We start from the raw sequence: 22,358 nt of genomic DNA, 5'->3' as shown, positions 1-22,358 counted from the left end.
AGCGCCCGCCATAACCGATTAGCGCTTTTCGACCGGCACGTAGTCGCGCTGCGTCGGCCCGGTGTAGAGCTGACGCGGACGGCCGATCTTCTGGCCGGGGTCGGAGATCATCTCGTTCCACTGCGCCACCCAGCCCACGGTGCGGGCGAGCGCGAAGAGCGCGGTGAACATGGTGGTCGGGAAGCCGATCGCGCTGAGGATGATGCCCGAGTAGAAGTCGACGTTCGGAAACAGCTTCTTCTCGGCGAAGTAGTCGTCCGACAGCGCCAGCTCTTCCAGACGCAGCGCGGTTTCGAACACCGGATCGGTGACCTTGAGCGCATCGAACACCTCGCGCACGGTCTTCTGCATGACCGTCGCGCGCGGGTCGTAGTTCTTGTACACGCGGTGGCCGAAGCCCATCAGGCGGAACGGATCGTTCTTGTCCTTCGCACGCTCGATATAGTGCGGGATGCGGTCGGGCGTGCCGATTTCCTTCAGCATGTTGAGCGCGGCTTCGTTCGCGCCGCCATGCGCGGGGCCCCACAGGCAGGCGATGCCAGCCGCGATGCAGGCAAACGGGTTCGCGCCCGAGGAACCGGCGAGACGCACGGTGCTGGTCGAGGCGTTCTGCTCGTGGTCGGCATGGAGGATAAAGATCCGGTCCATCGCCTTTTCGACCGCCGGGATCACCTCGTATTCCTCGGCCGGAACGCCGAAGGTCATCTTGAGGAAATTGCCGGTGTAGCTCAGCGAGTTGTCGGGATAGAGGAACGGCTGCCCGACCGAATACTTATAAGCCATGGCGGCGATCGTCGGCATCTTGGCGATCAGGCGATGGCTCGAAATCCGCCGGTGAACCGGATCGGAGATGTCGGTGCTGTCGTGGTAGAACGCCGAGAGCGCGCCCACCACGCCGCACATGATGGCCATCGGGTGCGCGTCGCGGCGAAAACCCCGATAGAAGGTCATCAGCTGCTCGTGCAGCATGGTGTGGTGGGTGATGGTGTCTTCGAAGGTGTCCAACTCGTTCTTGCTCGGCAGTTCACCGTTCAGCAGCAGGTAGGAGACCTCCATGAAGCTGGAATGCTCGGCCAGTTGCCCGATCGGATAGCCCCGATGCAGCAAAACGCCTTCTTCGCCGTCGATGAACGTCAGCGCGCTTTCGCAGCTGGCGGTCGAGGTGAAGCCGGGATCGTAGGTGAAGGCACCCGTTGTGCCATAGAGCTTGCGAATATCGACGACGTCGGGTCCGCAGCTTCCCTGCAGCACCGGAAGTTCGAGCGAGTTGCCGCCGAGTTCGAGGTTCGCTTGCTTGTCCGCCAAAGCTTTTACTCCTGTGTTAATAGTTGTGTCCCTGCCGTCAGGAGAGCGCCTGCGCGTCGATCCGCGCGAGGCTTTCTTCCCTGCCGAGCAGGACCAGCACATCGAAAATTCCGGGCGAAGTCGTCTGCCCAGTCAAAGCTGCGCGCAAGGGCTGCGCGAGCTTGCCGAGGCCGAGGCCCAAGTCTTCTGCGTAGGCCTTGAGATTGGCCTCCAGAGCCTCGGTTGTCCAGTCCTTCTCGGCGCGCAAACGCTGCGAAATTGTCGCCAGACGGCCGCGCGCTTCGTCGTCGAGAAGTTGTGTCGCTTTTTCGGTCAGTTCGAGCGGGCGCTGCACGAACAGGAAGCGCGCGCCATCGGCCAGCTCGCCCAGATCGCGCGCCCGCGTCTTGAGCACAGGCATGGCTTCGGTCAGCAGATTTTCGTTAGCCTCAGGCCCGATACGAGCCGCCACCAGCTTGGCAAGGCGGGCATCGTCAGCCTCGCGAATGAAGTTGCCATTCATATTGGCGAGCTTCTTCATGTCGAACCGGCTCGGCCCCTTGTTCACGCCCGAAAGATCGAACAGCGCGATGGCCTCCTCGCGGGTAAACTCTTCCTTGTCACCGTGGCCCCAACCAAGGCGAAGGAGGTAGTTGAACAGCGTTTCCGGCAGGATGCCCAGATCGTCGCGATAGGCATCGACCCCGAGCGCACCGTGCCGCTTGGAAAGCTTAGCCCCGTCGTTGCCGTGGATCAGCGGGATATGGGCATAGACGGGCTCGTCCCAGCCGTCCTCAATCCCCTGCATCGCCCGGATCAGCTGAATCTGGCGAAAGGCATTGTTGAGGTGATCGTCGCCGCGGATGATGTGGGTGACGCCCATGTCGACATCGTCGACCACCACGGCCAGCATATAGGTCGGCGTGCCATCGGCGCGCAGGAGGATGAAGTCATCGATCTCCTTGTTGGCGACCTTGACGCGGCCCTGCACGGCATCTTCGATCACGGTGTCGCCGCCGGTATCTGCCTTGAGGCGGATCACGAAAGGCGCCCCCTCGGGCGCCTCGGAGGGATCGCGGTCGCGCCAGCGGCCATCATAGCGCATTGGCTGCTTGTTCGCCCGCTGCTGCTCGCGCATTTCGGCAAGTTCTTCGGGCGAAGCGAAGCACTTGTAGGCCTTGCCCGCTTCGAGCAGCTTCATCGCCACTTCGGCATGGCGCGGCGCGCGTTCGGACTGGAACACCGGCTCGCCGTCGAACTCCAGGCCGAGCCAGTTCAGGCCGTCAAAGATGACATCGATGGCTTCCTGGGTGCTGCGCTGCTTGTCGGTATCCTCGATTCTCAGCAAGGCCTTGCCGCCGCAATGGCGGGCGTAAAGCCACGAGAACAGCCCGGTGCGGGCGTTGCCGATATGGAGAAAACCAGTCGGGCTGGGCGCGAAGCGGGTGACGACCGGACGGTCTGCCGAGCTGCCTGCGCTTGCCATATTCACGTAATCCTGTCCTAATCTCATTGATGGCCACACATTCGGCACCGCTGGTCCCGCTGGGAGACGATACCGGTAATGCTGCGACGCAGCAGCCGCATTGGCTGAGCCGTGTCTCTTTGTCCAGTCTTGGCGACGGGGCCGAGGAATTCCTTGCCGATGCCGGCTTTGATCGCGGACCGTGGTTGGCGGTGGCCTTTGCCGGGGGCGTGGCCGCCTGGTTCGTGCTGCCAGGGCCTGCCGCCTGGATTGGCGCGATGGCGGCAGGGTCCATGGCGGCGCTGGGAGCGCTTGCCGCATGGCGCGGGCGCGAGGACCGGGCGCAGCTTTTGCTCGCGATTGTCACTGTCGGTCTGCTGATCGCGGCCGGGGTGGCGACGGGGTGGGCGCGCTCGGCATTGGTCGGGACGGAGGCGTTCGAACGCCCGCTGTCGGCCGACCTCGAGGGGCGGGTGCTCGAAAGGATCGAACAACCGGCGGACGAACGGGTGCGGCTTGTGCTCGCCATCCGCGATCCCGACACAGGCGAACCCGCCAAGGTGCGCATCAACGTGCCGCTTGCCGACGACGACCCGGCCTATCGCGAAGGCGCTCTGATCGCCTTCACGGCGCGACTGATGCCGCCAGCCTCGCCGATGTTGCCCGGCGGCTACGACTTTGCGCGCAGCGCCTGGTTCACCGGCTATGCAGCCACCGGCAGCGTGCAGGGTGACATCGCGCTGGTTCAACCGGCAACCGGCGGAGAGGGCTGGCTGGCCGAAGTGCAGCGACGCCTCTCGGCCCATGTGCGTGGGCAGCTTGGCGGAGCCTCGGGCACCATCGCTGCCGCCTTTGCCAGCGGCGATCGCGGCGCAATTGGCGCGGCCGACGAGATTGCGATGCGCGATGCCGGGCTTACCCATCTGCTTTCGATCAGCGGGCTTCACGTCAGCGCTGTGATCGCGGGGACTTACTTGCTCGCTATTCGCCTGCTGGCGCTGTGGCCCTGGCTGACCTTGCGGATGCGACTGCCGGTTGGCGCGGCCGCGCTCGCAGCGTTGGCGGGGGTCGGTTACACGCTGCTGACCGGCGCTCAGGTCCCCACGGTTCGCAGCTGCGTGGCCGCATTGCTGGTGCTGGGCGCGCTGGCCTTGGGCCGGGCGCCGCTGTCGCTGCGGATGGTGGCGGTGGCGGCGGTGATCGTGCTTCTGCTGTGGCCCGAATCCATAGTCGGGCCCAGTTTTCAGATGAGCTTTGCCGCCGTGATCGCGATTGTCGCGCTGCACAATTGCGGCTGGGCCAAGGCCTTCCTCGCCCCGCGCGAGGAGCCACGCCTGACGCGGCTCGGGCGGCAGACCGCGATGTTGCTCATCACCGGCTTCGTCATCGAACTGGCGCTGATGCCGATTGTGCTGTTCCACTTCCATCGCGCCGGGGTCTACGGCGCGCTGGCCAATGTGATCGCTATTCCGCTCGTCACCTTCATCTCCATGCCGCTCATCGCGCTGGCTCTCGTGCTCGACCTGATCGGGGCGGGGGCGCCCGTGTGGTGGCTGGCCGGCCAGTCGCTCGACCTCATGCTTGCCATCGCCCACTTCACCGCCGCTCAGCCCGGTGCGGTGAAGCTGTTTCCGCATCCCGGTGCCTGGACCATGGCACTGTTTGTCGCAGGCGGGCTTTGGCTCGCTCTTTGGCAGGGCCGGGCGCGCGCCTGGGGTCTTGCGCCGGTGGCGCTTGCGACCGTGCTGATGCTCGCCACGCCCGTTCCCGACGTACTCGTTTCGAGCGACGGGCGACATGTGGGCATCACCACCGCCGACCGGCGGCTCATCATGCTGCGCGACACCGACAGCGCCTATACCCGCGACAACCTGATGCAACTGGCCGGGGTCGAGGCGGAGCCGGTGGCGCTGGCTGACTGGCCCGGCGCACGGTGCAGCCCCGAGTTCTGCTCGGTCACGCTGGAACGCGCAGGGCGGGCCTGGCATTTCCTGCTCGCGCGCAGCGACCTCATCGTGGAGGAGCGGGCGCTGGCTGCGGCATGCCAGCGAGCCGATATCGTCGTCGCCGACAGGTGGTTGCCGCGCTCATGCCGGCCGCGCTGGCTCAAGGCCGACCGGCGGATGCTCGCGGCAAGTGGTGGCCTTGCCATCCTGCTCGATCCGCCAGAAGTCACCACAGTGGCGCAGGGGCAGGGCGAACACGGCTGGTGGCGCGGCGAGGCCGAGGATTGATCGGCCCGCCAGCGCCACCAACCTGGTCAATTAGTGGTAACGCCGCAGGAGCCCGGCGAGCTTGCCCTGCACTTCGACTTCGGTATCGGCATAGACCTGCGGTTGCAAAGCCGAGTTTGCCGGATCGAGCCGGATCTTGCCGCCATCGTGGTGCAAGTATTTGAGGGTTGCCTCTTCACCGCGAATAAGCGCGACCACGATCTCGCCATCGCGCGCGGTGTTGGTCTTCTTCACGAGAGCGAAGTCGCCATCGAAGATGCCCGCCTCGATCATCGAGTCGCCCGAGACCTCCAGCGCATAGTGATCGCCCGAACCTAGTAGCGCGACGGGGACAGGCAGACTGCGGCTATCCTCCAGCGCTTCGATCGGTTGCCCCGCGGCGATCTTGCCGTGGAGCGGAATTTCGATGACGTCGTTTGCCGGAGCGGGTGCGGCAGCGGGCGGTGTGGTCGCCTTGGCCACAGCATCCTTGGCGGCGCGACCGGCAGCCATGTTCTCAGGCATCTTCACCACTTCGAGCGCACGCGCACGGTTGGCGAGACGCTGGATGAAGCCGCGCTCCTCCAGAGCCGAGATCAGTCGGTGTACGCCCGACTTGCTCTTGAGGTCGAGCGCTTCCTTCATCTCTTCGAAGCTGGGCGAAATGCCCGTTTCCTCAAGCCGGTGGTGGATGAATAGCAAAAGCTCGTGCTGTTTCGCGGTCAACATGGGCCACTCCGTCAAACAGTCCCAAATCGGGAACCAATGCGGAACATCTATGGAACGATTGCGGCCAAGTCAAGTCCATCCGCCACCGCTAAGCAGATAGACGGGCACCATGTCGCCCGCCATTGCCTCGTCCGCATGGGCAGGGCGCGCGATCAGCGCTTCGCTCGCGGCTAGTGCGCGCAGCGCCGAGGAGTCCTGCTGCCCGAGTAGCGTCACGCCGCCATCCCCCATCCGCGCGCGCACGAACTCGGCGCGGCCGCCGGTAGCGGGCAGGGCATCGCGTGTGGGTAGCGTAATCGCTCGCGGCAGGGGCTGTGCCGCGCCCGCCAACCGCCGTAGCAGCGGGAGCAGGAACAGGTAGGCTGTGACCATGCTCGAGACCGGATTGCCCGGCAGTCCGACCACGAACTGCGCCCCCTTGCGCGCGATTAGCAGCGGCTTGCCGGGCTTCATCGCGATCCGCCAGAAGGCGATCTCGGCGCCCCATTCCTCCAGCGCGGGCCTGACGAGGTCGTGGTCGCCCACCGAGGCTCCGCCGCTGGTGACGAGCACATCGGCCTCGCCTGCCTGAGCCAGTGCGGCGCGCATCGCCTCCATCGTATCGGGCACCGGCCCAAGCCGGTCGATCCCGCTGACCAGTCCCTTGCACATCGCGGCGAGCATCGCGCCGTTGCTAGCCGGGATCTGGTGCGGTTCGACGGCTTCCGGGTCGGCGGCCAGTTCGTCGCCGCTGTCGAGCACGGCAATGCGGGGCAGACGGCCCACGTCGAGCGCGCCATGTCCGCCGGCCAGCGCCAGCGCCACGGCGGCGGGCGTGAGCCTTGTGCCAGCGTCCAGCAGAGCCTTGCCTTGCGCGAAGTCGAGCCCCTTGCGGCGTATGTGGCGCGGCGTGGCGGCGTCGTCGCCGGTCAGACTCAGCGCGTCGCCCTCGCGCTCTGCGTTCTCTTGCAGCAACACTGCGGCCTCGCCCGGTGGCATCAGCGCGCCGGTCGAGATGCGGATCGCTTCACCAGGTGCCAGCGCCCGCCCGAACGGATGGCCCGCCGCGCTTTCGCCCACCACCTGCCACGGCCCGGACAGCTCGTCGGCACGCACGGCATAGCCATCCATCGCCGAGAGGTCCGCCGGGGGCTGGGTGCGGCGCGCCAGCAGCGGCTCGGCCAGGTACCGTCCCGCAGCCGCGTCGGTCGGCACGCGCTCGCTGCCAAGCGGCGCGGCCATGGCGAGCAGGCGGGCCTGTGCTTCCTCGTGCGGGATGGGCGGGGGCAGGCTCATTCGGCGCGCCAGTCGCCGCTCTTGCCGCCTGTTTTGGCGAGCAGGCGGACCTGTTCGATCACCATGCCCTTCTCCAGCGCCTTGGCCATGTCGTAGATCGTCAGCAGCGCCATCGAAGCGGCGGTCAGCGCCTCCATCTCCACCCCGGTTTTGCCGGTGAGAGCGGCGCGCGCGGTGACGCGGATTGCGCTGTCCTCGAAGGCGAAGTCCACGCTTACGGTATCGAGCGCGAGCGGGTGGCACAGTGGGATCAGTTCGCCCGTACGTTTGGCCGCCATGATCCCGGCGATGCGGGCTGCGGCGAGTACGTCGCCCTTGGGGCCGGAGCCTTCGCGCACGGCCTGCAAGGTGGCAGGCTGCATGGCGATGCGGCCTTCGGCAGTGGCGCTGCGCTGGCTTGGTGTCTTATGGCCGACATCGACCATGCGCGCTGCGCCGGTCTCGTCGAGATGGGTGAGCTTGCTCATCGGATGGCGGTCTCCGTCGGTGTTGCGTTCGCTGCAAGGTGGTACAGGTGTGACACTGTCCTGAAGAGAATTTCCCGGCCGCGCGCAAGGGCGCTGCGAAGCGCGGTTTTGCACTGGTTCTGTGTCATCAGAGTCATGCCGCTCTGATGGCACAGGCGCGGCCTGTAGGACAGGGGCCAGTAGGAAGAGGCCTTTAGGAGAGTGGCGGCTTTTGCAGCTTCGCTCTGTCGGACCTTGCCGACAGCAGGGCGATGCTCGCTAAATCGCGCGTGCGATCATATAGCCGGCAGCGCCGACAAGCAGCCAGGTGGTGACTGTCAGCCCGCCAAGGATCACCAGACGCGTGCGATAGCCGAGCTTTTCGACGTGCGGCTCGGGATAGACCGGTTGTTCCAGCTGCGGACGCGAAAGCGGTGGAGCGGCAAGCAGAGCAGCGCTCACCGCTCCTTGGCTGATCGGCTCCAGAAACTCGGTGCCATACTCGTTTTCGGCATCGCCCCGAGCAATGCGGACGACGATTGCCGAAACCGTACCGGCCTGCGGAAGCGCGACCTCGAGGTATTCGCCCAGTTCGAGATTTGCTGTCGAGCTGATGCGCATACCGGTCTGCGACAGATCGAGAATCGACACAGGCGTGGTGCCCGGCCGTTCGGTCGCATCGAAGCTGAGAGTGAAGGTCCGCCGGCTGGCGTTTCTTCGATCAAGTAACGGCGCCGGTAGTGACAGGGCGGCAACTCTGGGCAGCATGATGGACCTCCATCACCGCCATCGACTATTTTGATTGAGAAGCGGTAAAGGACCGTATGTAGGCGATTGCGCTAGTCTGTACCGGCAAAACTTAGCTATGCGCCGCCAAGCCGCTAAAACAGCCGCACTCCGTTCGCCAATGGTTTGTCAGGTGCGAACAGCACGACCTCGCCATCGGCATCGGGAAAGCCGAGCACTAGGACCTCGCTCATCATCGGGCCGATCTGGCGCGGCGGGAAGTTCACTACGGCGGCGACCTGCCGACCGACCAGCTCTTCGCAGGTGTAATTCACGGTGATCTGGGCCGAGCTTTTCTTCTCGCCAACGACTGGGCCGAAATCGAGCGCCAGAATGTAAGCGGGTTTGCGTGCCTTTTCGAAAGGCTCGGCGGCGATGATCGTGCCCACACGGATGTCGACAGCGAGGAATTGGTCGAAGCCTATCTGCTCGGCGATCGGGGCATCGGCGTCGTGCAGCAGGTGCATTGCGTTATCCCTCGAGCAATTTGCGGGTTGCCGCCGTCACGTCATCCTGCCGCATCAGGCTTTCGCCGACGAGGAAGCAGCGCACGCCCGATTTGGCGAGCCGCTGGCAGTCGGCATGATCTCGGATGCCGCTTTCTCCCACCAGCAGAGCGCCTTCGGGCGCCAGCGCCGCAAGTCGCTCGGTGTTGGCAAGATCGGTGGTGAAGGTCTTGAGGTTGCGGTTGTTGACCCCGATCAGGCGCGATGTGAGGTGCTTTGCTGCACGCTCCATCTCGGCCTCGTCGTGGACTTCGACCAGCACGTCCATCTGGTGTGCCAGGGCGGACTGCTCGATTTCGGCCATCATCGCATCTTCCAGCGCGGCGACGATGATGAGGATCGCGTCAGCCCCGATGCTGCGCGCCTCGGTCACCTGCCAGGGATCGACCATGAAATCCTTGCGCAATACCGGCAGATCGCAGGCCGCACGGGCTTGCTTGAGATAGTCCTCGTGGCCCTGAAAATAGGGCGCGTCGGTCAGCACCGAAAGGCAGGCCGCGCCGCCAGCGGCATAGTCGCGCGCATGGGTGGCGGGGTGGAAGTCCTCGCGGATGAGGCCTTTCGACGGGCTTGCCTTCTTGACCTCCGCGATAAGGCCGAAACCGCTTTCGGCCTTGGTGCGCAGGGCCTTTTCGAACCCGCGCGGGGCCGTTTGCTCAGCGGCGGCTTCGTCCAGTGTGGCAAGGCTCGTCGACGCCTTACGGGCGGCGACTTCCTCGCGCTTGGTGGCGCAGATTTCCTGTAACTTGTCCAAAACCAGTCTCCGGCTCGGCCTAACCTTTGCTCGCGGCAATCCAGCAGTCGAGCAGCGCCTTGGCCAGCCCCTTGTCGATCGCCTCGGCAGCCTCTTCCACGCCATCGCGCAGGGTCGTCACCTCACCCGCCACCACCAGCGCGGCAGCGGCATTAAGCAGCACCGCATCGCGATAGGCACCCTTTTCGCCTTGCAGCAGGCGCGCGAGTGCCGCAGCATTATGGTCTGGGTCGCCGCCCCGGATCGCGTCGAGCGAGTGGCGCGGCAGGCCGGCATCCTCGGGCGTGATGACATCGCCAAAGCCTTCGATGCCAAGCGTCGCCACGCGGGTCGGCCCGGCGATGGAAAGCTCGTCGAGCCCTTCGAGCCCCGAAACGATCATGACCTTGTCCATACCCAGCAGCTTCATCGCATCGCGATAGATCGGCACATAGTCGGGCCGGGCAATGCCGATCAGCTGGCGCTGCACGCCCGCCGGGTTTGCGATGGGACCGATCAGGTTGAAGATCGTGCGCCGACCCAGCTTCTTGCGGATCGGCATCACGTATTTCATGGCGGGGTGATAGGTTTGCGCGAACAGAAAGGCGATGCCGATCTCGCCCAGTGTCAGTTCGGCATGGAGGCCCGCGCCGTCCAGATCGAGGCCCAGTGCTTCCAGCGTATCAGCGGTGCCCGCCTTCGAGCTGGCCGCCCGGTTGCCGTGCTTGGCAACCGGCACCTCGCAGGCGGCAAGCACGATGGCGACGGTGGTCGAGATATTGAGTGAATGCTGCCCGTCGCCGCCCGTGCCGCAAACGTCGATGGCATTGGCGGGCGCTTTGACGCGCAGCATGGTCTCGCGCATGGCCTGCGCGGCGCCGGCGATTTCCTCTGCCGTTTCGTTGCGCTGGGTCAGCTCGATCAGGATCGAGGCGATCTCATCGTCGCCCAACTCGCCGTTCAGCATCCGCGTGAACAGCGCGTGGCTTTCGGACATCGTCATGCTCATGACAGCGCTTTCGGTTCCAGTCCGGTGATGCGCAGGAAGTTCGCCAACAGCGCGTGGCCGTGTTCGGTGGCGATGCTTTCGGGGTGGAACTGCACCCCGTGAATCGGCAGGCTCTCGTGGCGAAAGCCCATCACTGCCGCGCCATCGATCCCCGGCGTCTCGCTGGTGGCGTTGACCACCAGACACTCCGGAATGTCTTCGACGATCAGCGAGTGATAGCGGGTGGCGGTGTAAGGCGAGGGCAAGCCCGCGAACAGACCAGTGCCGTCGTGTGTGACCGCGCTGGTCTTGCCGTGCATCAGGCCGCCGCGCGTCACCATGCCGCCGAAGTGCTGACCGATCGACTGGTGGCCAAGGCACACACCCATCAGCGGCCGCTCGGCATCAGCGCAGGCCGCGACCAGATCGAGCGAAATGCCCGCTTCATTCGGTGTGCAGGGGCCGGGCGAGATCAGGATGCCCTTGGCTCCTGTCGCCAGCGCCTCGGCAGCGGTGAGCGCGTCGTTACGCACCACTTCGACCTTCGCCCCGAGCTCCATCACATAGTGGACGAGGTTGAAGGTGAAGCTGTCGTAGTTGTCGACAACGAGGATGTCGGGCTGGCTCATGGTTGTGCTCTTGCCTTGTTTTTCACCACGATCAAGGGGCCGAGCGGGGCACGTTTGTCCATGCGGCCCGCCACCGGGTCCCACAGGCTCGACACCGTGCCGTCGAGGAACAGCGCGTTCGGGGTCTTCAGCCGGTCGCGATAGAGGCGCGCAATTACCCCGAAGCTGATCGGGCCTTGCGAGATGACGAAGTGCGCGCGGCCCTGCTTGTCAACGCCGACCGCGTTGCGCAGAAGGCGGCTGGGGCCGTTCTCGGTGATCTCGGGGTGGATCTCGCCGTCGATCACCAGCATCGGGCCGCTCTGGGTGCCAAACTGTGGGCGTTCAAGCACGGTGCTGTAGAACTTTTCGGTGTCGAGAACCTGCCAGGTGGAGCCGCTGCCGAAGAACACGCCGTTGGGCTTGAGGTGGAAGTTGCCCCCGCCATTGGCGCGGTTCAGCTCTTTCAGCCGTTCGCCATCTTTCACGAAATAACCGACCGGCATCCCCGCATCGTCGAACATGCCGCCGTTCATGGCGAATGCGACATCGGCTTGCGGGTTTGCCTTGCGGTAGGATGCGAAAGAACGGAATGGCGCGCCGCCGGCCGGGCTGAGCGCGGTGGCGATGCTGTGCTCCGCAGGATCAGCGATACAGTCGACGAAGCGCTGCTCTTCGAAGGTGATGACCTCGCAGGCATCGAACGCCGCGGCTGACGAGGATGCGGAGGGAGAGGCCGCGCCGCCATCCTCGCTCCCGCCATCGAGCGCGATGCGCACGACCGGTTCGCCGCCTTGCGGTGCGTCGCCGCAGCCTGCCAGCAGCAGGAGCGCGGCCAGCAGCGGTGCGCGGGTCACTGGCCGAAGCCCGGTTCGCTTGCCACCCGCACCGCCTCGCGCGCGGCGGCGATCAATGCGCCCGCCTTGTGGCGGCACTCGGCAGCCTCATAGGCCGGATCGCTGTCAGCCACGATCCCTGCGCCCGCCTGTACGTTCATCACCCCGTCCTTGATGACGGCGGTGCGCAGCACGATGCAGCTATCGACTGAGCCATCGGGCGCGAAATAGCCGACGCCGCCGGCGTAAGGCCCGCGTGTTTCGGGTTCGAGTTCGGCGATCACCTGACAGGCGCGAATCTTCGGCGCGCCCGAGACGGTGCCTGCCGGGAAGCCTGCGAACATTGCGTCGATAGCGTCGTGATCGGGCGAAAGCTTGCCCACCACGTTCGAGACGATGTGCATCACATGGCTGTAACGCTCGACGATAGAGCGTGCCGTGACGCGAACCGAATCCGCCGCCGCCACCCGGCCCACGTCATTCCGTCCGAGGTCGAGCAACATCAGGTGCTCGGCGCATTCCTTGGGGTCGGCGAGCAGGCTTTGCTCGTTCGCCACATCCTCCTCAGGCGTCTTGCCGCGCGGACGGGTCCCGGCGATGGGCCGGATTGTCACCTCACCATCGCGCACTCGCACGAGAATTTCGGGGCTAGACCCGACCACGGCGAAACCGGGCAGGTCGAGGAAATAGAGGAATGGCGAGGGGTTCACCCGCCTTAGCGAGCGATAGAGTGCAATCGGCGGCACCGGCAGCGGGCAGGTGAAGCGCTGCGCCAGCACTACCTGGAAGATGTCGCCCGCCGAAATGTACTCCTTCGCGGCCAGAACGATCCGCTCGTACTCGGCCTCGTCCATCACCGGCTCGAGGTCTAGATCGGGGGGCACGGCCAGCTGCGGCGAGGGCGGCACTGCGCCCGAAAGCTGACGTAGCGCCTCGTCGATCCGTTCGCCTGCGCGTTCGATAAGCATGTCGGGCTCGCCCGCGCCCGCCCATAGCGGAGCAATCACGAACAGCGCGTCGGTCAGCGAATCGAACACCAGCACCAAAGTGGGGCGGGCAAACAGCATGTCGGGCAGGGCGAGTTCGCTCTGCGGCGCGCGCGGGAGCTTCTCGACCAGGCCGATGGTCTCGTAACCGAAATAGCCGACCACGCAGGCGAGCGCAGGCGGCAGCTCGGCAGGCACGTCGATCCGGCAGCTCGCCACCAGCGCGCGCAGCTCGCTGAGCGCATCGCCATCGAGCGGAGCGAAGGCCTCGCGGTCGTGCTGCCACTTGCGGTTGATCTCGGCGCTCGGCCCCGTGGCGCGGAACATCAGGTCAGGGTCGAGCCCGAGCAGCGAATAGCGCCCGCGCACTTCGCCGCCCTCGACCGACTCGAGCAGGAAATCACCCCGGCCCGGTTCGATCAGCTTCAGCGCGGCGCCAATCGGCGTCTCGGTATCGGCCACGATCCGGCGCCAGACGAGCGCGTTCTGGCCAGCGGAAAGGCTGGCTCGTGCCTGCGCAGCGTTGAGCGGCTGTGCGCCCAAGTTAGCCTCCTCTTACTGCTGGTTCTGGCCGGTGAGCTGCGCAATCACAGCATCGACCGCCGACTGGTTGGTCTCGACTTCCAGGCCCTGCTGGATCGCACGGACCAGCTGCTCGGTATATTCCTCGCCCGCACTGCGCGAGAGCTGCTGGCGGGTTGCACCCACGAGCGGATCGTCCGCGGCGACTTCGGGTGTGGTGATCTCGTCGAGAGACACCACGAACCAGGCCGATGAGGGCGCCTGCTCGACGCGCTTCGTTGTGCCTTCGGCCATCGAGAAGAACAGCATCGTGGTGGGCGTGACTTGCTGCTGCTGCGCCAACTCGCGACGGTTAAGCGTCACGTTCTGCGGCTGAGGCAGATTCTTGGTCTCGGCGGCGACGGCTGCGGCCAGCGTGGAGCCACCCTCAACACGCTTGAGGATCCGGCCCGCAGCCTCGCCAGCTGCCTTCATGCCGGTGTCGCGGCGCCAGGAGAGCGTCACGTCGTCGCGGATTTCCGCCAACGGGGCGGGGGCCGATGCGGTGATTTCGCTGACTTCGAACAGCACCAGACTTTCGCCGGCGACGGTTTCGGCCAGCTGCGGATCGGCTTCATCGACATCGAACGCCAGTTCGAGAACGGGCGCCAGCGCGATCGGAGCCTCTTCGCCTGTTCCGTAGATCCGGCCATCGGCGGTGAGCGGCTGGGTGGACGTCAGCTCCAGCTTATATTCGTCGGCCATGTCCGACAGGCTGCGACCATCGGCAAAGCCATCGTCGAACGCCTCTGCCGCAGCGATGAAAGCCTGGCGGCGCTGCTCGGTCCTGAGTTGCTCGGTGATTTCGCTGCTTACCTGAGCCAGCGCTTTGCCGGGCCGATTGGTGACCTCGTTTACGCGCACGACATACCAGCCGAGCGGACCCTGCGCCGGCGCGGAAAGCGCGCCCTGACGGGCCGCAAAGGCGGCATTAGCCACGGCCTGCGAGGTGCGCGAGGCGAGCGCCTCCTTGCTCAGTTCTTCGACCTTGGTTGCGGCGAGCCCCTTGGCCCGCGCCGCTGCTTCCAGCGATGCACCGCCGGAGACTTCGTTGACCAGCGCCTGCGCGGCTGCCTGCGTCGGCACGACGAGCTGGGTCAGCCCGCGCATTTCCAGGGCGGCATACTGATTCTTGTCGCGCTCGTAACGGGCGGCGATTTGCGCCTGCGTGGGGGCGGGAAGCGTGCCGAGCGCGCTGTCGTCGAACACGGCATAGCGCAGCACGCGCCGTTCGGGACGGATGAAGCGCGACTGGTTTAGTGTGTAGAAGGCCTGCAACTGTTCGTCGCTCGGATCGCCTTCGGGGGCGAAGGCGGCCGCAGGAATCGGAGCGATCGCGCCGCTGCGGCTCTCGCCCAGAAGCTGTGCGTAACGCTGCGCGAGCGCTGTCGGCATACGCGAGGCGAGCGCGGCCGGGGTCACCAGCTGGCGCGCCATCAGGCCCATGGCCAGATCCTCGCGCACCGCGCTTTCGCTCAGGCCCCGCTGGGTGAGCGCGCCGCGGAAGGCATCTTCGGAAAACTTCCCGTCGACCCCGCGGAAGGCCGGGATCGAAACGATCTCGCTGTCGACCAATCGGTCACCTGCACGCAGGCCCAGTTTTTCGGCGAACTCGGCAATGCTCCAGCGGCTGATCATGCGCTGAAGCACGTTCGCCACGCCGCCTTCGGCTGCAAAGCTCTGAATTGTGAGAGTCGGATTCTGCTGGCGCAGCTGCTCGACCTCGTTGCTCACACTGGTGGAAAGGTCCGCCGTGCTGATTCGCCGGTCGCCGACCCGAGCAACCCGATCGCCGCCCGATACGCCGCCGAACACGCCGGTGCTCGACACGTCCATGCTGGCAAAGGCCAGGGCGATCAGGCCAAGAAAGCCCAGTGTCACCACCACGCCGACCTTGGACTTGAAGAAATTACGGAAGAAAGTGAGCATGAAGCAGCTTTATCTGTCGCCTGCGATCCAAGGGATCTGTTGGGAATTGGTCGCGCCCCCCGCTTGAGGGCACACTGGCTGCGCCTTATCCCGGCTGCGACCCGCCCGCAACAGCCAGTGTGCGGATTGTCGTCGGGGGAAAAAGCGGCTTTGACAAGCTCGCCGCGTCTGACTAGCCGCTTTGATCTTGATGGCGATGCAGCTGCTATAGCCGCCACGCTCGACACACACAGATTACAGGAATTTCAATGGCCCAGCGCCCCTACATCGTTGGAAACTGGAAGATGCACGGCACGCGTGCCATGCTCTCCGAAGCCCGCGCAATCGATCGCGCCGCCGAACGGATGGTTAAGGTCGAGGTCGCGCTGGCCCCGCCGTTCACACTTATCCACGCCACCCGCAAAGAGGCCGAGCTGATCGGCGTCGGCGCGCAGGACTGCCACACTGCCGAAGGCGGGGCACATACCGGCGATATCTCGGCTGCCATGCTCAAGGATGCCGGGGCCGGATTCGTGATCGTCGGCCACTCCGAACGTCGCGCCGATCATGGCGAGACCGATGAGATGGTGCGCAGCAAGGCCGATGCCGCCATCGCGGCAAACATGAACGCGATCGTCTGCGTCGGCGAGACCGAGGCTCAGCGTGACGCGGGCGAGGCCGAGGCCGTTGTGACCGCCCAGCTCGCCGCCTCTTTGCCCGGCGGTGAGCAGACGGCCGAACGGCTTACCGTCGCTTATGAGCCGGTATGGGCGATCGGCACCGGTCGCACGCCGACGGTGGACGATGTCAGCGCGATGCACCGGGCTATCCGCGCCAAGCTGGTGGAACTGCTGGGCGAAGCGGGCGAGACCGTGCGCATCCTCTATGGCGGCTCGGTCAAGCCCGACAACGCGTCGGAGCTGCTCTCTGCCGACGAGGTTGGCGGGGCGCTCGTGGGCGGCGCAAGCCTGACTGCCGAGAGCTTTCTCGGCATCATCATCGCCGCCGCTGAAGCGCAGGACAGCTAAGGCGCGAACAGGGCAGGGCGGCGCGGTCGGGGCCGGTGACTTGTGCAAACGGGTCGAAACGCCTAGATCGCCCGCTTTGATACAGGCGCGAAGGCGCTCAGCAGCAAAGAAGTCATAATGGGTCTTTTCCTCTTCCTCACCGTCGTGCAGGCGCTTGTCGCCTTCGTGCTCGTGATCCTCGTGCTGATGCAGCGGTCTGAAGGCGGCGGGCTCGGCATGGGCGGCGGCGGCAGCCCCGGCGGCGTGATGAGCGCGCGCGGTGCGGCCGATTTCCTCACCCGTGCCACCAAATGGGCTGCGGTGCTGTTCGTGGCGTTGGCCATCGTGCTGGCGGCGGTGGCGGTCGATGCCTCGGGCACGCGCTCGATCGACGATTCGCTTGATCGTTCGGTGACCGAGCCTGCTGGCGGCGCGGCAGAGGGCGTTCCCTCGGCTCCGTCGGCGAATGAGCAGGCCCCTGCTCAGGCTCCGGCCGACGATCCGCTGGCAGGCGTCAGCGAATAACAATCTTCATTTGACGTGGTTATCCCCCGCAGGCTCGGCCTGACGGGGGATTATTGCAAGCTTTGCGCTTGCGTCGAATCCACGAGGCAGCTTAAGGCCCACCTCCCATGGCGCGGTACATTTTCATCACCGGCGGCGTGGTCTCCTCGCTCGGAAAAGGTCTCATGGCGGCAAGCCTTGCCGCCCTTTTGCAGGCGCGTGGCTACAAGGTCCGCATTCGCAAGTTCGATCCCTACCTGAACGTCGATCCGGGGACCATGAGCCCCTATCAGCACGGCGAGGTCTATGTGACCGACGACGGGGCCGAAACCGACCTCGATCTCGGACATTATGAACGCTACACCGGCGTCTCGGCGCGGCAGAGCGACAACATTACCTCGGGCCGCGTCTATCGCGACATCATCGCAAAGGAACGCCGGGGCGACTATCTCGGCGCCACGGTGCAGGTGATCCCGCACGTGACCGACGCGATCAAGGAATTCGCGCTCGCCGATCAGGAAGATCTCGACTTCGTGCTGTGCGAAATCGGCGGCACCGTCGGCGATATCGAGAGCCTGCCGTTCATCGAAACCATCCGCCAGCTCCGCAACGAGCTGGAACCCGATCAGTCGTGCCTCATTCACGTGACGCTGGTGCCCTATGTCTCTGCTGCGGGCGAGCTGAAGACCAAGCCCACGCAGCACTCGGTGCGCGAGCTGACCAGCCTTGGCGTGCAACCCAACCTGCTGCTGTGCCGCTGCGAACACCCGCTGCCCGAAACCGAACGCGCGAAGATCGCGCTGTTCTGCAATGTGCGCAAGGAAGCGGTGATCCAGGCGCTGGATGCCTCCAGCATCTATGCCGTGCCCTTGCAGTATCACCGCGAGGGGCTGGACGAAGAGGTGCTGCGTCACTTCGGGATGCTGTCCAAGTCGCCGCAACCCAATCTGGCGGTATGGGACGATATCATCGACCGCTACGAACATCCCGAGGGCGAAGTGACCATCGGCGTGGTTGGCAAGTATGTCGGTCTGCCCGATGCCTACAAGAGCCTCAACGAGGCGCTGGTGCATGGCGGCATGGCCAACCGGGTGAAGGTCAACATCCGCTGGATCGACGCCGAGGTGTTCGAACTCGACGATGCCGACATCGCCGCCCAGTTGGAGCCGCTGCACGGCATTCTCGTGCCTGGCGGCTTTGGCGAGCGCGGCAGCGAGGGCAAGATCGCCAGCGTCCGCTTCGCGCGCGAGCGCAAGGTGCCGTTCTTCGGCATCTGCCTCGGGATGCAGATGGCTTGCATCGAAGGCGCACGCAACACAGCCGGTATCGCCACCGCCTCTTCCACCGAATTTGGCGAGACCGACGAACCTGTCGTGGGAATCATCACCGAGTGGATGAGCAAGGAGGGCCTGCAACAGCGCAGCGCCGCGACCGATCTGGGCGGCACCATGCGGCTTGGCGCTTTTGATGCGGTGCTGGCCGGCAACAGCCATGTCTCGCGCATCTATGGCGGCGAGACCGAGATTTCCGAGCGCCACCGCCACCGTTACGAAGTCAACTCGGCTTACAAAGAACGGCTGGAAGATGGCGGCCTGATCTTTTCAGGCATGAGCCCGGATGGATTGCTGCCCGAGATCGTGGAGCGGCCCGATCATCCATGGTTCGTGGGTGTGCAGTTCCACCCGGAACTCAAGAGCAAGCCGTTTGACCCGCATCCGTTGTTCGCAGGGTTTATAGCCGCCGCGCTGGAGCAGTCCCGCCTCGTTTAATTGTCTGGGTAATACAGTCTATTATCGTAGAAATCGGGCTTGATTGTCGGTCATAGTCAGGCATATTTCTGCGAACCCGCGAATCCACGTTAAGCGCAACCGATGCAATCGGCCTGGCGCAACAAGCTTGCCGCTCGAACATTCGCCCTACTGCGACCCGGGGTGCGTGTTTTTTTGGGGGGGTGAGTCGGCCATCAAGCCGAGGGGGCGGGTGCCCATGAACCCGCCCCCAAACTTTTCAAGCTATCAGATCAGCTGAAGATCAGGCCGCGTCGGCGGACTTATCGCCTTCGCTGTTGTCGCTGACCACTTCGAGCGTGTTTCCACCGATAGCGATCTTTTTGGGCTTCATCGCCTCGGGCACTTCGCGCACCAGATCGATCACCAGCAGGCCATCGGCGAGGTCGGCATTGTCGACTCGCACATAGTCGGCCAGCTCGAAGCGGCGCTCGAACCCGCGGTTGGCGATGCCGATGTGCAGCATGTCGCCTTCGGCGTGCTCGGCGCGCTTGCGGCCCTGCACGACGAGCAGGTTCTGCTGCGCGGTAATGTCGAGATCCTCTCGCTTGAACCCGGCCACGGCCACGGTGATGCGATAGGCGTCTTCGCTGCGACGCTCGATATTGAACGGGGGATAGTTGTCGCCGCCAGCGTTGCGGGCGTTGTTCTCCAGCAGGTCGAACAGGCGGTCGAATCCGACGGTGGAGCGGCGATAGGGGGTAAGATCGAAACGATTCATGTGAAACAAATCCTCTTTTGAGCAATTTGACTATGTGCGGGCCCGGTTGCGGCGCCCCCAGCAAAAAAATAGGGTCGGCCAAACCGCTTTCAAGAGGAAGCGCGCCACCAGAAAGGATCAGAGACGATGAGTACGCCGCGCGTGGAAATCTATACCAAGGCTTATTGCGGCTACTGCCACCGCGCCAAGCGCCTGCTCGACAGCAAGGGCGTCGACTACGAAGAGTATGACATCACGATGGGCGGCGAGAAGCGGCAGGAAATGCTGAACCGCAAGCCGGATGCGAGCACGGTGCCGCAGATATTCATCGACGATAAGGCCATCGGCGGTTCTGACGATCTCGCTGCGCTTGAATCGGCGGGCAAGCTCGACGCGATGCTCGGACTTTAGGCTGACACGTGAGCGCCCCCACCTCCATCGCGGTCTTGCAGATGACCACCGGGATCGATCCCGATTCCAATGCGCGCAGCATAGCGGCAGGCATGGAGCGCGCGGCGGGGGAGGGGGCTTCCATGCTCTTCACGCCAGAAATGGCGCTGCTGCTCGATCGCAACCGTAAGCGGGCGGCCGAGCATGTCGTGCCCGAGGCGAATAACCGGCAGCTTGCGCGTCTGCGCGACTGCGCGGCGCGGTATGGTATCTGGCTGGCGCTGGGCTCACTGCCCGTGCAGCGGCTGGAGGATGAGCGCTGGGCCAATCGCAGCCTCGTGATCGACGACAGGGGCGAGATCCGTGCCCGCTACGACAAGATCCATATGTTCGATGTGTCCCTGTCGAGTGGCGAGAGCTGGCGCGAATCGGCGCAATATGCCCCCGGCGAGAAGGTGGTGGTTGTGCCCGATACGCCGGTGGGCCGACTTGGTCTCGCGGTCTGCTACGATATCCGCTTTCCCGCGCTGTTCGAGGCTCTGGGCCGCGAGAAGTGCGACTGTATCGCGATTCCCGCTGCATTTACCGTTCCGACCGGTGACGCCCACTGGCATCTGATGCAACGCGCCCGAGCGGTCGAGGCCAGCGCCTATGTCGTGGCGGCGGCGCAGGTGGGCGAGCACGCGGACGGGCGCAGCACCTATGGCCACTCGCTGGTGGTCGATCCTTGGGGTGAGGTGGTGCTCGACATGGGCGCAAGCGCGCAGGATCAGCCCGGCCTCGCCAGGATCGACCCTGTGCGCATCACCGAGGTGCGCGCGCAGCTGCCCAGCCTTGCCAATCGGCGCGATCTGCCTAGATGACAATCTGATGATAGTGTTCGAACTCAGCTGTGATTTGGGCCACGCCTTCGAGGGGTGGTTCCGCTCGTCAGATGACTTTACCGCGCAGCAGGACAAGGGCTTGCTGTGCTGCCCGCAATGCGGATCGAGCGCGATCGCGAAAGCGCCGATGGCGCCAGCCGTGCCGCGCAAGGGTAACCAGTTCGTAGAACGGTCACTCTCCGCCGAACCTCAGGCGCCTGCCGAGCCGCAAGCGCCGGTCGCCAACGCGCCGATGCCGCCCAAGGTCGCAGCAGCGCTGGAGCATCTGGCCAAGGCCCAGGCCGAGGCGCTTAAGAACAGCACCTGGGTCGGCAAGGGCTTTGCCGAGCAATCGCGTGCGATGCACTATGGTGAGCGCGAACAGGCGGCGATCCATGGTGAAGCCAGCATCGAGGAAGCACGCGAGCTGATGGAGGAAGGTGTGCCGGTTGCACCTTTGCCGCTGCCCATTGCCCCGCCAGAGGAATTGAACTGAGCGTCAAGGTTCGGCAGCACGTTGATCGTGCTGCTGCTGCCCCGGCCTGTGTTGGGTTTAGGAATCGAGCCCGCAGGCCTGTGCCGCTGCGCGGCTTCGGCTCCGAACGAGGGGCGAACCTGACGGGGACAAACCAATAGGCGCCCCCCCTTGCGGGATGCCGCCCATTGGTGCGCCCGACAGGATTCGAACCTGTGGCCCCCGGATTAGGAATCCGATGCTCTATCCTGCTGAGCTACGGGCGCACGCCAGGTGCGCTTTAATCGCAGCGCTGGAAACGCACAACCACCTTGCCGATCTGCTGGTTCGATTCAAGATAGGCATTGGCTTCCGAAAGGGCTTCGAGACCATCGAAGATCTTGGCGATAACTGGTTGTAAATGGCCGCTTGCCAGACCCTTTTCGATCCGCTTTCTCGCGCGATCAAAGCGTTCCGAGTGGTTCCAGATCTCGCTTGCAACCCAGCCCCGCATTGAACAGCCCTTGAATGCCATCGGCCAGTGAGGATAGGGCGTGGGTTCGCCAGATAAGCCGCCGTAAACGAACAGAATTCCGCGCGGAGCGAGCGCGCGTGCCAGCGTGTCGACATAGGGCCCACCCACCGGATCGAACGCGCAGCGTGCCCCTTCGCCGCCGGTGATGTCCATCGCGCGCTCGACGAGGTCTTCCTCTTCGGTTGCGATCACGTGCTGCGCGCCCAGCGCCTCGAGCGCCTCGGCCTTGGCGCTGGTGCGGGTGGCGGCGATGGAGACGCCGCCGGCCCAGTTGGCGAGCTGGATCGCTGCTAGGCCCACACTGGATGAGGCAGCCGGGATGATCGCCGCCTCGCCCACACCGAGCTCGGCCACCTCGATTATCGCGGAGGCCGTCATGTATTGCATCCAGATCGCGGCCGCCTGCTCGTCGCTCAGGCCTTCGGGCGCGGGAAGGAGGATGCGCGCGGGCACGATCGCCTCGTCGGCCCAGATGCCGTAGTCGCCCTGCGAAATCATCGGCAGCACGCAAACGCGCTGGCCGACGGCATAGTCGCTCACGCCTTCGCCGAGAGCGGTGATCGTGCCCACGCCCTCGTAGCCGATCCGGCTCGGGAGCTTGGGCTGCACCGGGTATTTGCCCGCGCGGTACATCGCCTCGGCCCGGTTAACCCCGACCGCCGAGACAGCCAGGCGCACTTCGCCGGGGCCGGGCGCGCCCAGTGGCAGGTCTTCGATAATGAGCTGTTCCGGGCCGCCGGTGGCGTGAAAACGAACGGTGCGGGTCATGGTTCTCTCCTTTGGAGGGCAGGGTG

General features: G+C 65.0%; 22 protein-coding genes and 1 tRNA gene. 7 read left to right on the top strand and 16 right to left on the bottom strand.

What is annotated here, in order from left to right; genetic code table 11:
* Positions 1 to 18: 18 nt before the first annotated feature.
* On the bottom strand, positions 19 to 1,305 hold the full coding sequence (locus tag E0473_RS02840) for a citrate synthase (RefSeq protein ID WP_137679327.1): 1,287 nt from the start codon (positions 1,303 to 1,305) through the stop codon (positions 19 to 21).
* 37 nt (positions 1,306 to 1,342) lie between these two features.
* On the bottom strand, positions 1,343 to 2,770 hold the full coding sequence (gene gltX / locus E0473_RS02835) for a glutamate--tRNA ligase (RefSeq protein ID WP_137679326.1): 1,428 nt from the start codon (positions 2,768 to 2,770) through the stop codon (positions 1,343 to 1,345).
* A 29-nt stretch (positions 2,771 to 2,799) separates the two neighbouring features.
* Between gltX and E0473_RS02830 the strand changes: the two genes are divergently transcribed.
* Positions 2,800 to 4,983, top strand: a complete 2,184-nt coding sequence (locus tag E0473_RS02830; protein ID WP_137679325.1) for a ComEC/Rec2 family competence protein — start codon at positions 2,800 to 2,802, stop codon at positions 4,981 to 4,983.
* 30 nt (positions 4,984 to 5,013) lie between these two features.
* On the opposite strand, the gene lexA is transcribed toward E0473_RS02830, so the two are convergent.
* The 11 genes from lexA to E0473_RS02775 all read right to left on the bottom strand — a co-directional run bounded on the left by lexA (position 5,014) and on the right by E0473_RS02775 (position 15,345).
* Entirely contained in the window at positions 5,014 to 5,691 is a 678-nt protein-coding gene (lexA, locus tag E0473_RS02825) for a transcriptional repressor LexA (RefSeq protein ID WP_137679324.1), read from the bottom strand.
* 69 nt (positions 5,692 to 5,760) lie between these two features.
* Positions 5,761 to 6,966, bottom strand: coding sequence for a molybdopterin molybdotransferase MoeA (locus E0473_RS02820; RefSeq protein ID WP_137679323.1), 1,206 nt, complete (start codon positions 6,964 to 6,966; stop codon positions 5,761 to 5,763).
* Positions 6,963 to 7,433 carry a cyclic pyranopterin monophosphate synthase MoaC gene (gene moaC / locus E0473_RS02815; RefSeq protein WP_137679322.1) on the bottom strand — a complete coding sequence of 157 codons (471 nt, stop codon included), beginning with the start codon at positions 7,431 to 7,433 and terminating at the stop codon, positions 6,963 to 6,965. The genes E0473_RS02820 and moaC overlap by 4 nt, the downstream gene beginning before the upstream one ends.
* A 258-nt stretch (positions 7,434 to 7,691) precedes the next feature.
* Positions 7,692 to 8,180, bottom strand: coding sequence for a PilZ domain-containing protein (locus E0473_RS02810; protein ID WP_137679321.1), 489 nt, complete (start codon positions 8,178 to 8,180; stop codon positions 7,692 to 7,694).
* A gap of 113 nt (positions 8,181 to 8,293) precedes the next feature.
* A complete protein-coding gene (locus E0473_RS02805; protein WP_137679320.1) occupies positions 8,294 to 8,665 on the bottom strand; it encodes a tRNA-binding protein in 372 nt (123 codons plus the stop codon).
* Positions 8,666 to 8,669: 4 nt separating this feature from the next.
* Positions 8,670 to 9,458: an indole-3-glycerol phosphate synthase TrpC gene (gene trpC, locus E0473_RS02800; protein ID WP_241657307.1), complete on the bottom strand. Its 789-nt coding sequence runs from the start codon at positions 9,456 to 9,458 to the stop codon at positions 8,670 to 8,672.
* A gap of 19 nt (positions 9,459 to 9,477) precedes the next feature.
* Positions 9,478 to 10,446, bottom strand: coding sequence for an anthranilate phosphoribosyltransferase (gene trpD, locus E0473_RS02795; protein WP_137679318.1), 969 nt, complete (start codon positions 10,444 to 10,446; stop codon positions 9,478 to 9,480).
* The gene (locus E0473_RS02790) at positions 10,443 to 11,054 is read right to left on the bottom strand and encodes an anthranilate synthase component II (protein WP_137679317.1); all 612 of its coding nucleotides are present in this window, start codon (positions 11,052 to 11,054) and stop codon (positions 10,443 to 10,445) included. The genes trpD and E0473_RS02790 overlap by 4 nt, the downstream gene beginning before the upstream one ends.
* Entirely contained in the window at positions 11,051 to 11,890 is an 840-nt protein-coding gene (locus E0473_RS02785) for a phosphodiester glycosidase family protein (protein WP_137679316.1), read from the bottom strand. Before E0473_RS02785 ends, E0473_RS02790 begins: the two co-directional genes overlap by 4 nt.
* Entirely contained in the window at positions 11,887 to 13,398 is a 1,512-nt protein-coding gene (gene trpE, locus E0473_RS02780; RefSeq protein WP_137679315.1) for an anthranilate synthase component I, read from the bottom strand. Before trpE ends, E0473_RS02785 begins: the two co-directional genes overlap by 4 nt.
* A gap of 12 nt (positions 13,399 to 13,410) precedes the next feature.
* Positions 13,411 to 15,345: a peptidylprolyl isomerase gene (locus E0473_RS02775; RefSeq protein ID WP_137679314.1), complete on the bottom strand. Its 1,935-nt coding sequence runs from the start codon at positions 15,343 to 15,345 to the stop codon at positions 13,411 to 13,413.
* A 248-nt stretch (positions 15,346 to 15,593) separates the two neighbouring features.
* Between E0473_RS02775 and tpiA the strand changes: the two genes are divergently transcribed.
* From tpiA to E0473_RS02760, 3 genes are all read left to right on the top strand, one after another.
* Positions 15,594 to 16,352 (top strand): triose-phosphate isomerase, encoded by a 759-nt coding sequence (tpiA, locus tag E0473_RS02770; RefSeq protein ID WP_137679313.1) that lies wholly within the window; start codon positions 15,594 to 15,596, stop codon positions 16,350 to 16,352.
* Between the two features lie 117 nt (positions 16,353 to 16,469).
* On the top strand, positions 16,470 to 16,856 hold the full coding sequence (gene secG / locus E0473_RS02765; protein ID WP_137679312.1) for a preprotein translocase subunit SecG: 387 nt from the start codon (positions 16,470 to 16,472) through the stop codon (positions 16,854 to 16,856).
* Between the two features lie 107 nt (positions 16,857 to 16,963).
* On the top strand, positions 16,964 to 18,604 hold the full coding sequence (locus E0473_RS02760) for a CTP synthase (protein WP_137679311.1): 1,641 nt from the start codon (positions 16,964 to 16,966) through the stop codon (positions 18,602 to 18,604).
* Positions 18,605 to 18,866: 262 nt separating this feature from the next.
* On the opposite strand, the gene E0473_RS02755 is transcribed toward E0473_RS02760, so the two are convergent.
* On the bottom strand, positions 18,867 to 19,343 hold the full coding sequence (locus E0473_RS02755) for an Hsp20 family protein (RefSeq protein ID WP_137679310.1): 477 nt from the start codon (positions 19,341 to 19,343) through the stop codon (positions 18,867 to 18,869).
* Between the two features lie 126 nt (positions 19,344 to 19,469).
* Between E0473_RS02755 and grxC the strand changes: the two genes are divergently transcribed.
* From grxC to E0473_RS02740, 3 genes are read left to right on the top strand one after another with little or no spacing between them, the layout of a single operon-like run.
* A complete protein-coding gene (gene grxC / locus E0473_RS02750; protein ID WP_137679309.1) occupies positions 19,470 to 19,733 on the top strand; it encodes a glutaredoxin 3 in 264 nt (87 codons plus the stop codon).
* Between the two features lie 41 nt (positions 19,734 to 19,774).
* Positions 19,775 to 20,575 (top strand): carbon-nitrogen hydrolase family protein, encoded by an 801-nt coding sequence (locus tag E0473_RS02745; protein ID WP_137680031.1) that lies wholly within the window; start codon positions 19,775 to 19,777, stop codon positions 20,573 to 20,575.
* A 7-nt stretch (positions 20,576 to 20,582) separates the two neighbouring features.
* Positions 20,583 to 21,071 carry a DUF1178 family protein gene (locus E0473_RS02740; protein ID WP_137679308.1) on the top strand — a complete coding sequence of 163 codons (489 nt, stop codon included), beginning with the start codon at positions 20,583 to 20,585 and terminating at the stop codon, positions 21,069 to 21,071.
* 168 nt (positions 21,072 to 21,239) lie between these two features.
* On the opposite strand, the gene E0473_RS02735 is transcribed toward E0473_RS02740, so the two are convergent.
* Together E0473_RS02735 and E0473_RS02730 are read right to left on the bottom strand one after the other, a co-directional pair.
* Positions 21,240 to 21,316, bottom strand: a tRNA-Arg gene (locus E0473_RS02735).
* Positions 21,317 to 21,330: 14 nt separating this feature from the next.
* Positions 21,331 to 22,332, bottom strand: a complete 1,002-nt coding sequence (locus tag E0473_RS02730) for a zinc-dependent alcohol dehydrogenase family protein (protein ID WP_137679307.1) — start codon at positions 22,330 to 22,332, stop codon at positions 21,331 to 21,333.
* Between the last annotated feature and the right edge of the window lie 26 nt (positions 22,333 to 22,358).

It is taken from the genome of Aurantiacibacter suaedae, assembly GCF_005434915.1.
In the GTDB taxonomy this organism is placed as follows: Bacteria; Pseudomonadota; Alphaproteobacteria; order Sphingomonadales; family Sphingomonadaceae; genus Alteraurantiacibacter; species Alteraurantiacibacter suaedae.
The sequence above is the reverse complement of the archived record's forward strand: the minus strand, read 5'-3'. Positions and strand labels throughout refer to the sequence as shown.

Bases quoted from the DNA above. Each gene is read 5' to 3' on its own strand.
- E0473_RS02775 (WP_137679314.1), bottom strand. From the start codon at position 15,345: ATGCTCACTTTCTTCCGTAATTTCTTCAAGTCCAAGGTCGGCGTGGTG.
- E0473_RS02820 (WP_137679323.1), bottom strand. From the start codon at position 6,966: ATGAGCCTGCCCCCGCCCATCCCGCACGAGGAAGCACAGGCCCGCCTG.
- trpD (WP_137679318.1), bottom strand. From the start codon at position 10,446: ATGAGCATGACGATGTCCGAAAGCCACGCGCTGTTCACGCGGATGCTG.
- E0473_RS02740 (WP_137679308.1), top strand. From the start codon at position 20,583: ATGATAGTGTTCGAACTCAGCTGTGATTTGGGCCACGCCTTCGAGGGG.
- E0473_RS02745 (WP_137680031.1), top strand. From the start codon at position 19,775: ATGACCACCGGGATCGATCCCGATTCCAATGCGCGCAGCATAGCGGCA.
- tpiA (WP_137679313.1), top strand. From the start codon at position 15,594: ATGGCCCAGCGCCCCTACATCGTTGGAAACTGGAAGATGCACGGCACG.
- secG (WP_137679312.1), top strand. From the start codon at position 16,470: ATGGGTCTTTTCCTCTTCCTCACCGTCGTGCAGGCGCTTGTCGCCTTC.
- E0473_RS02790 (WP_137679317.1), bottom strand. From the start codon at position 11,054: ATGAGCCAGCCCGACATCCTCGTTGTCGACAACTACGACAGCTTCACC.
- lexA (WP_137679324.1), bottom strand. From the start codon at position 5,691: ATGTTGACCGCGAAACAGCACGAGCTTTTGCTATTCATCCACCACCGG.
- E0473_RS02760 (WP_137679311.1), top strand. From the start codon at position 16,964: ATGGCGCGGTACATTTTCATCACCGGCGGCGTGGTCTCCTCGCTCGGA.
- E0473_RS02810 (WP_137679321.1), bottom strand. From the start codon at position 8,180: ATGCTGCCCAGAGTTGCCGCCCTGTCACTACCGGCGCCGTTACTTGAT.
- E0473_RS02755 (WP_137679310.1), bottom strand. From the start codon at position 19,343: ATGAATCGTTTCGATCTTACCCCCTATCGCCGCTCCACCGTCGGATTC.
- E0473_RS02805 (WP_137679320.1), bottom strand. From the start codon at position 8,665: ATGCACCTGCTGCACGACGCCGATGCCCCGATCGCCGAGCAGATAGGC.
- E0473_RS02730 (WP_137679307.1), bottom strand. From the start codon at position 22,332: ATGACCCGCACCGTTCGTTTTCACGCCACCGGCGGCCCGGAACAGCTC.
- E0473_RS02830 (WP_137679325.1), top strand. From the start codon at position 2,800: ATGGCCACACATTCGGCACCGCTGGTCCCGCTGGGAGACGATACCGGT.
- gltX (WP_137679326.1), bottom strand. From the start codon at position 2,770: ATGGCAAGCGCAGGCAGCTCGGCAGACCGTCCGGTCGTCACCCGCTTC.
- grxC (WP_137679309.1), top strand. From the start codon at position 19,470: ATGAGTACGCCGCGCGTGGAAATCTATACCAAGGCTTATTGCGGCTAC.
- moaC (WP_137679322.1), bottom strand. From the start codon at position 7,433: ATGAGCAAGCTCACCCATCTCGACGAGACCGGCGCAGCGCGCATGGTC.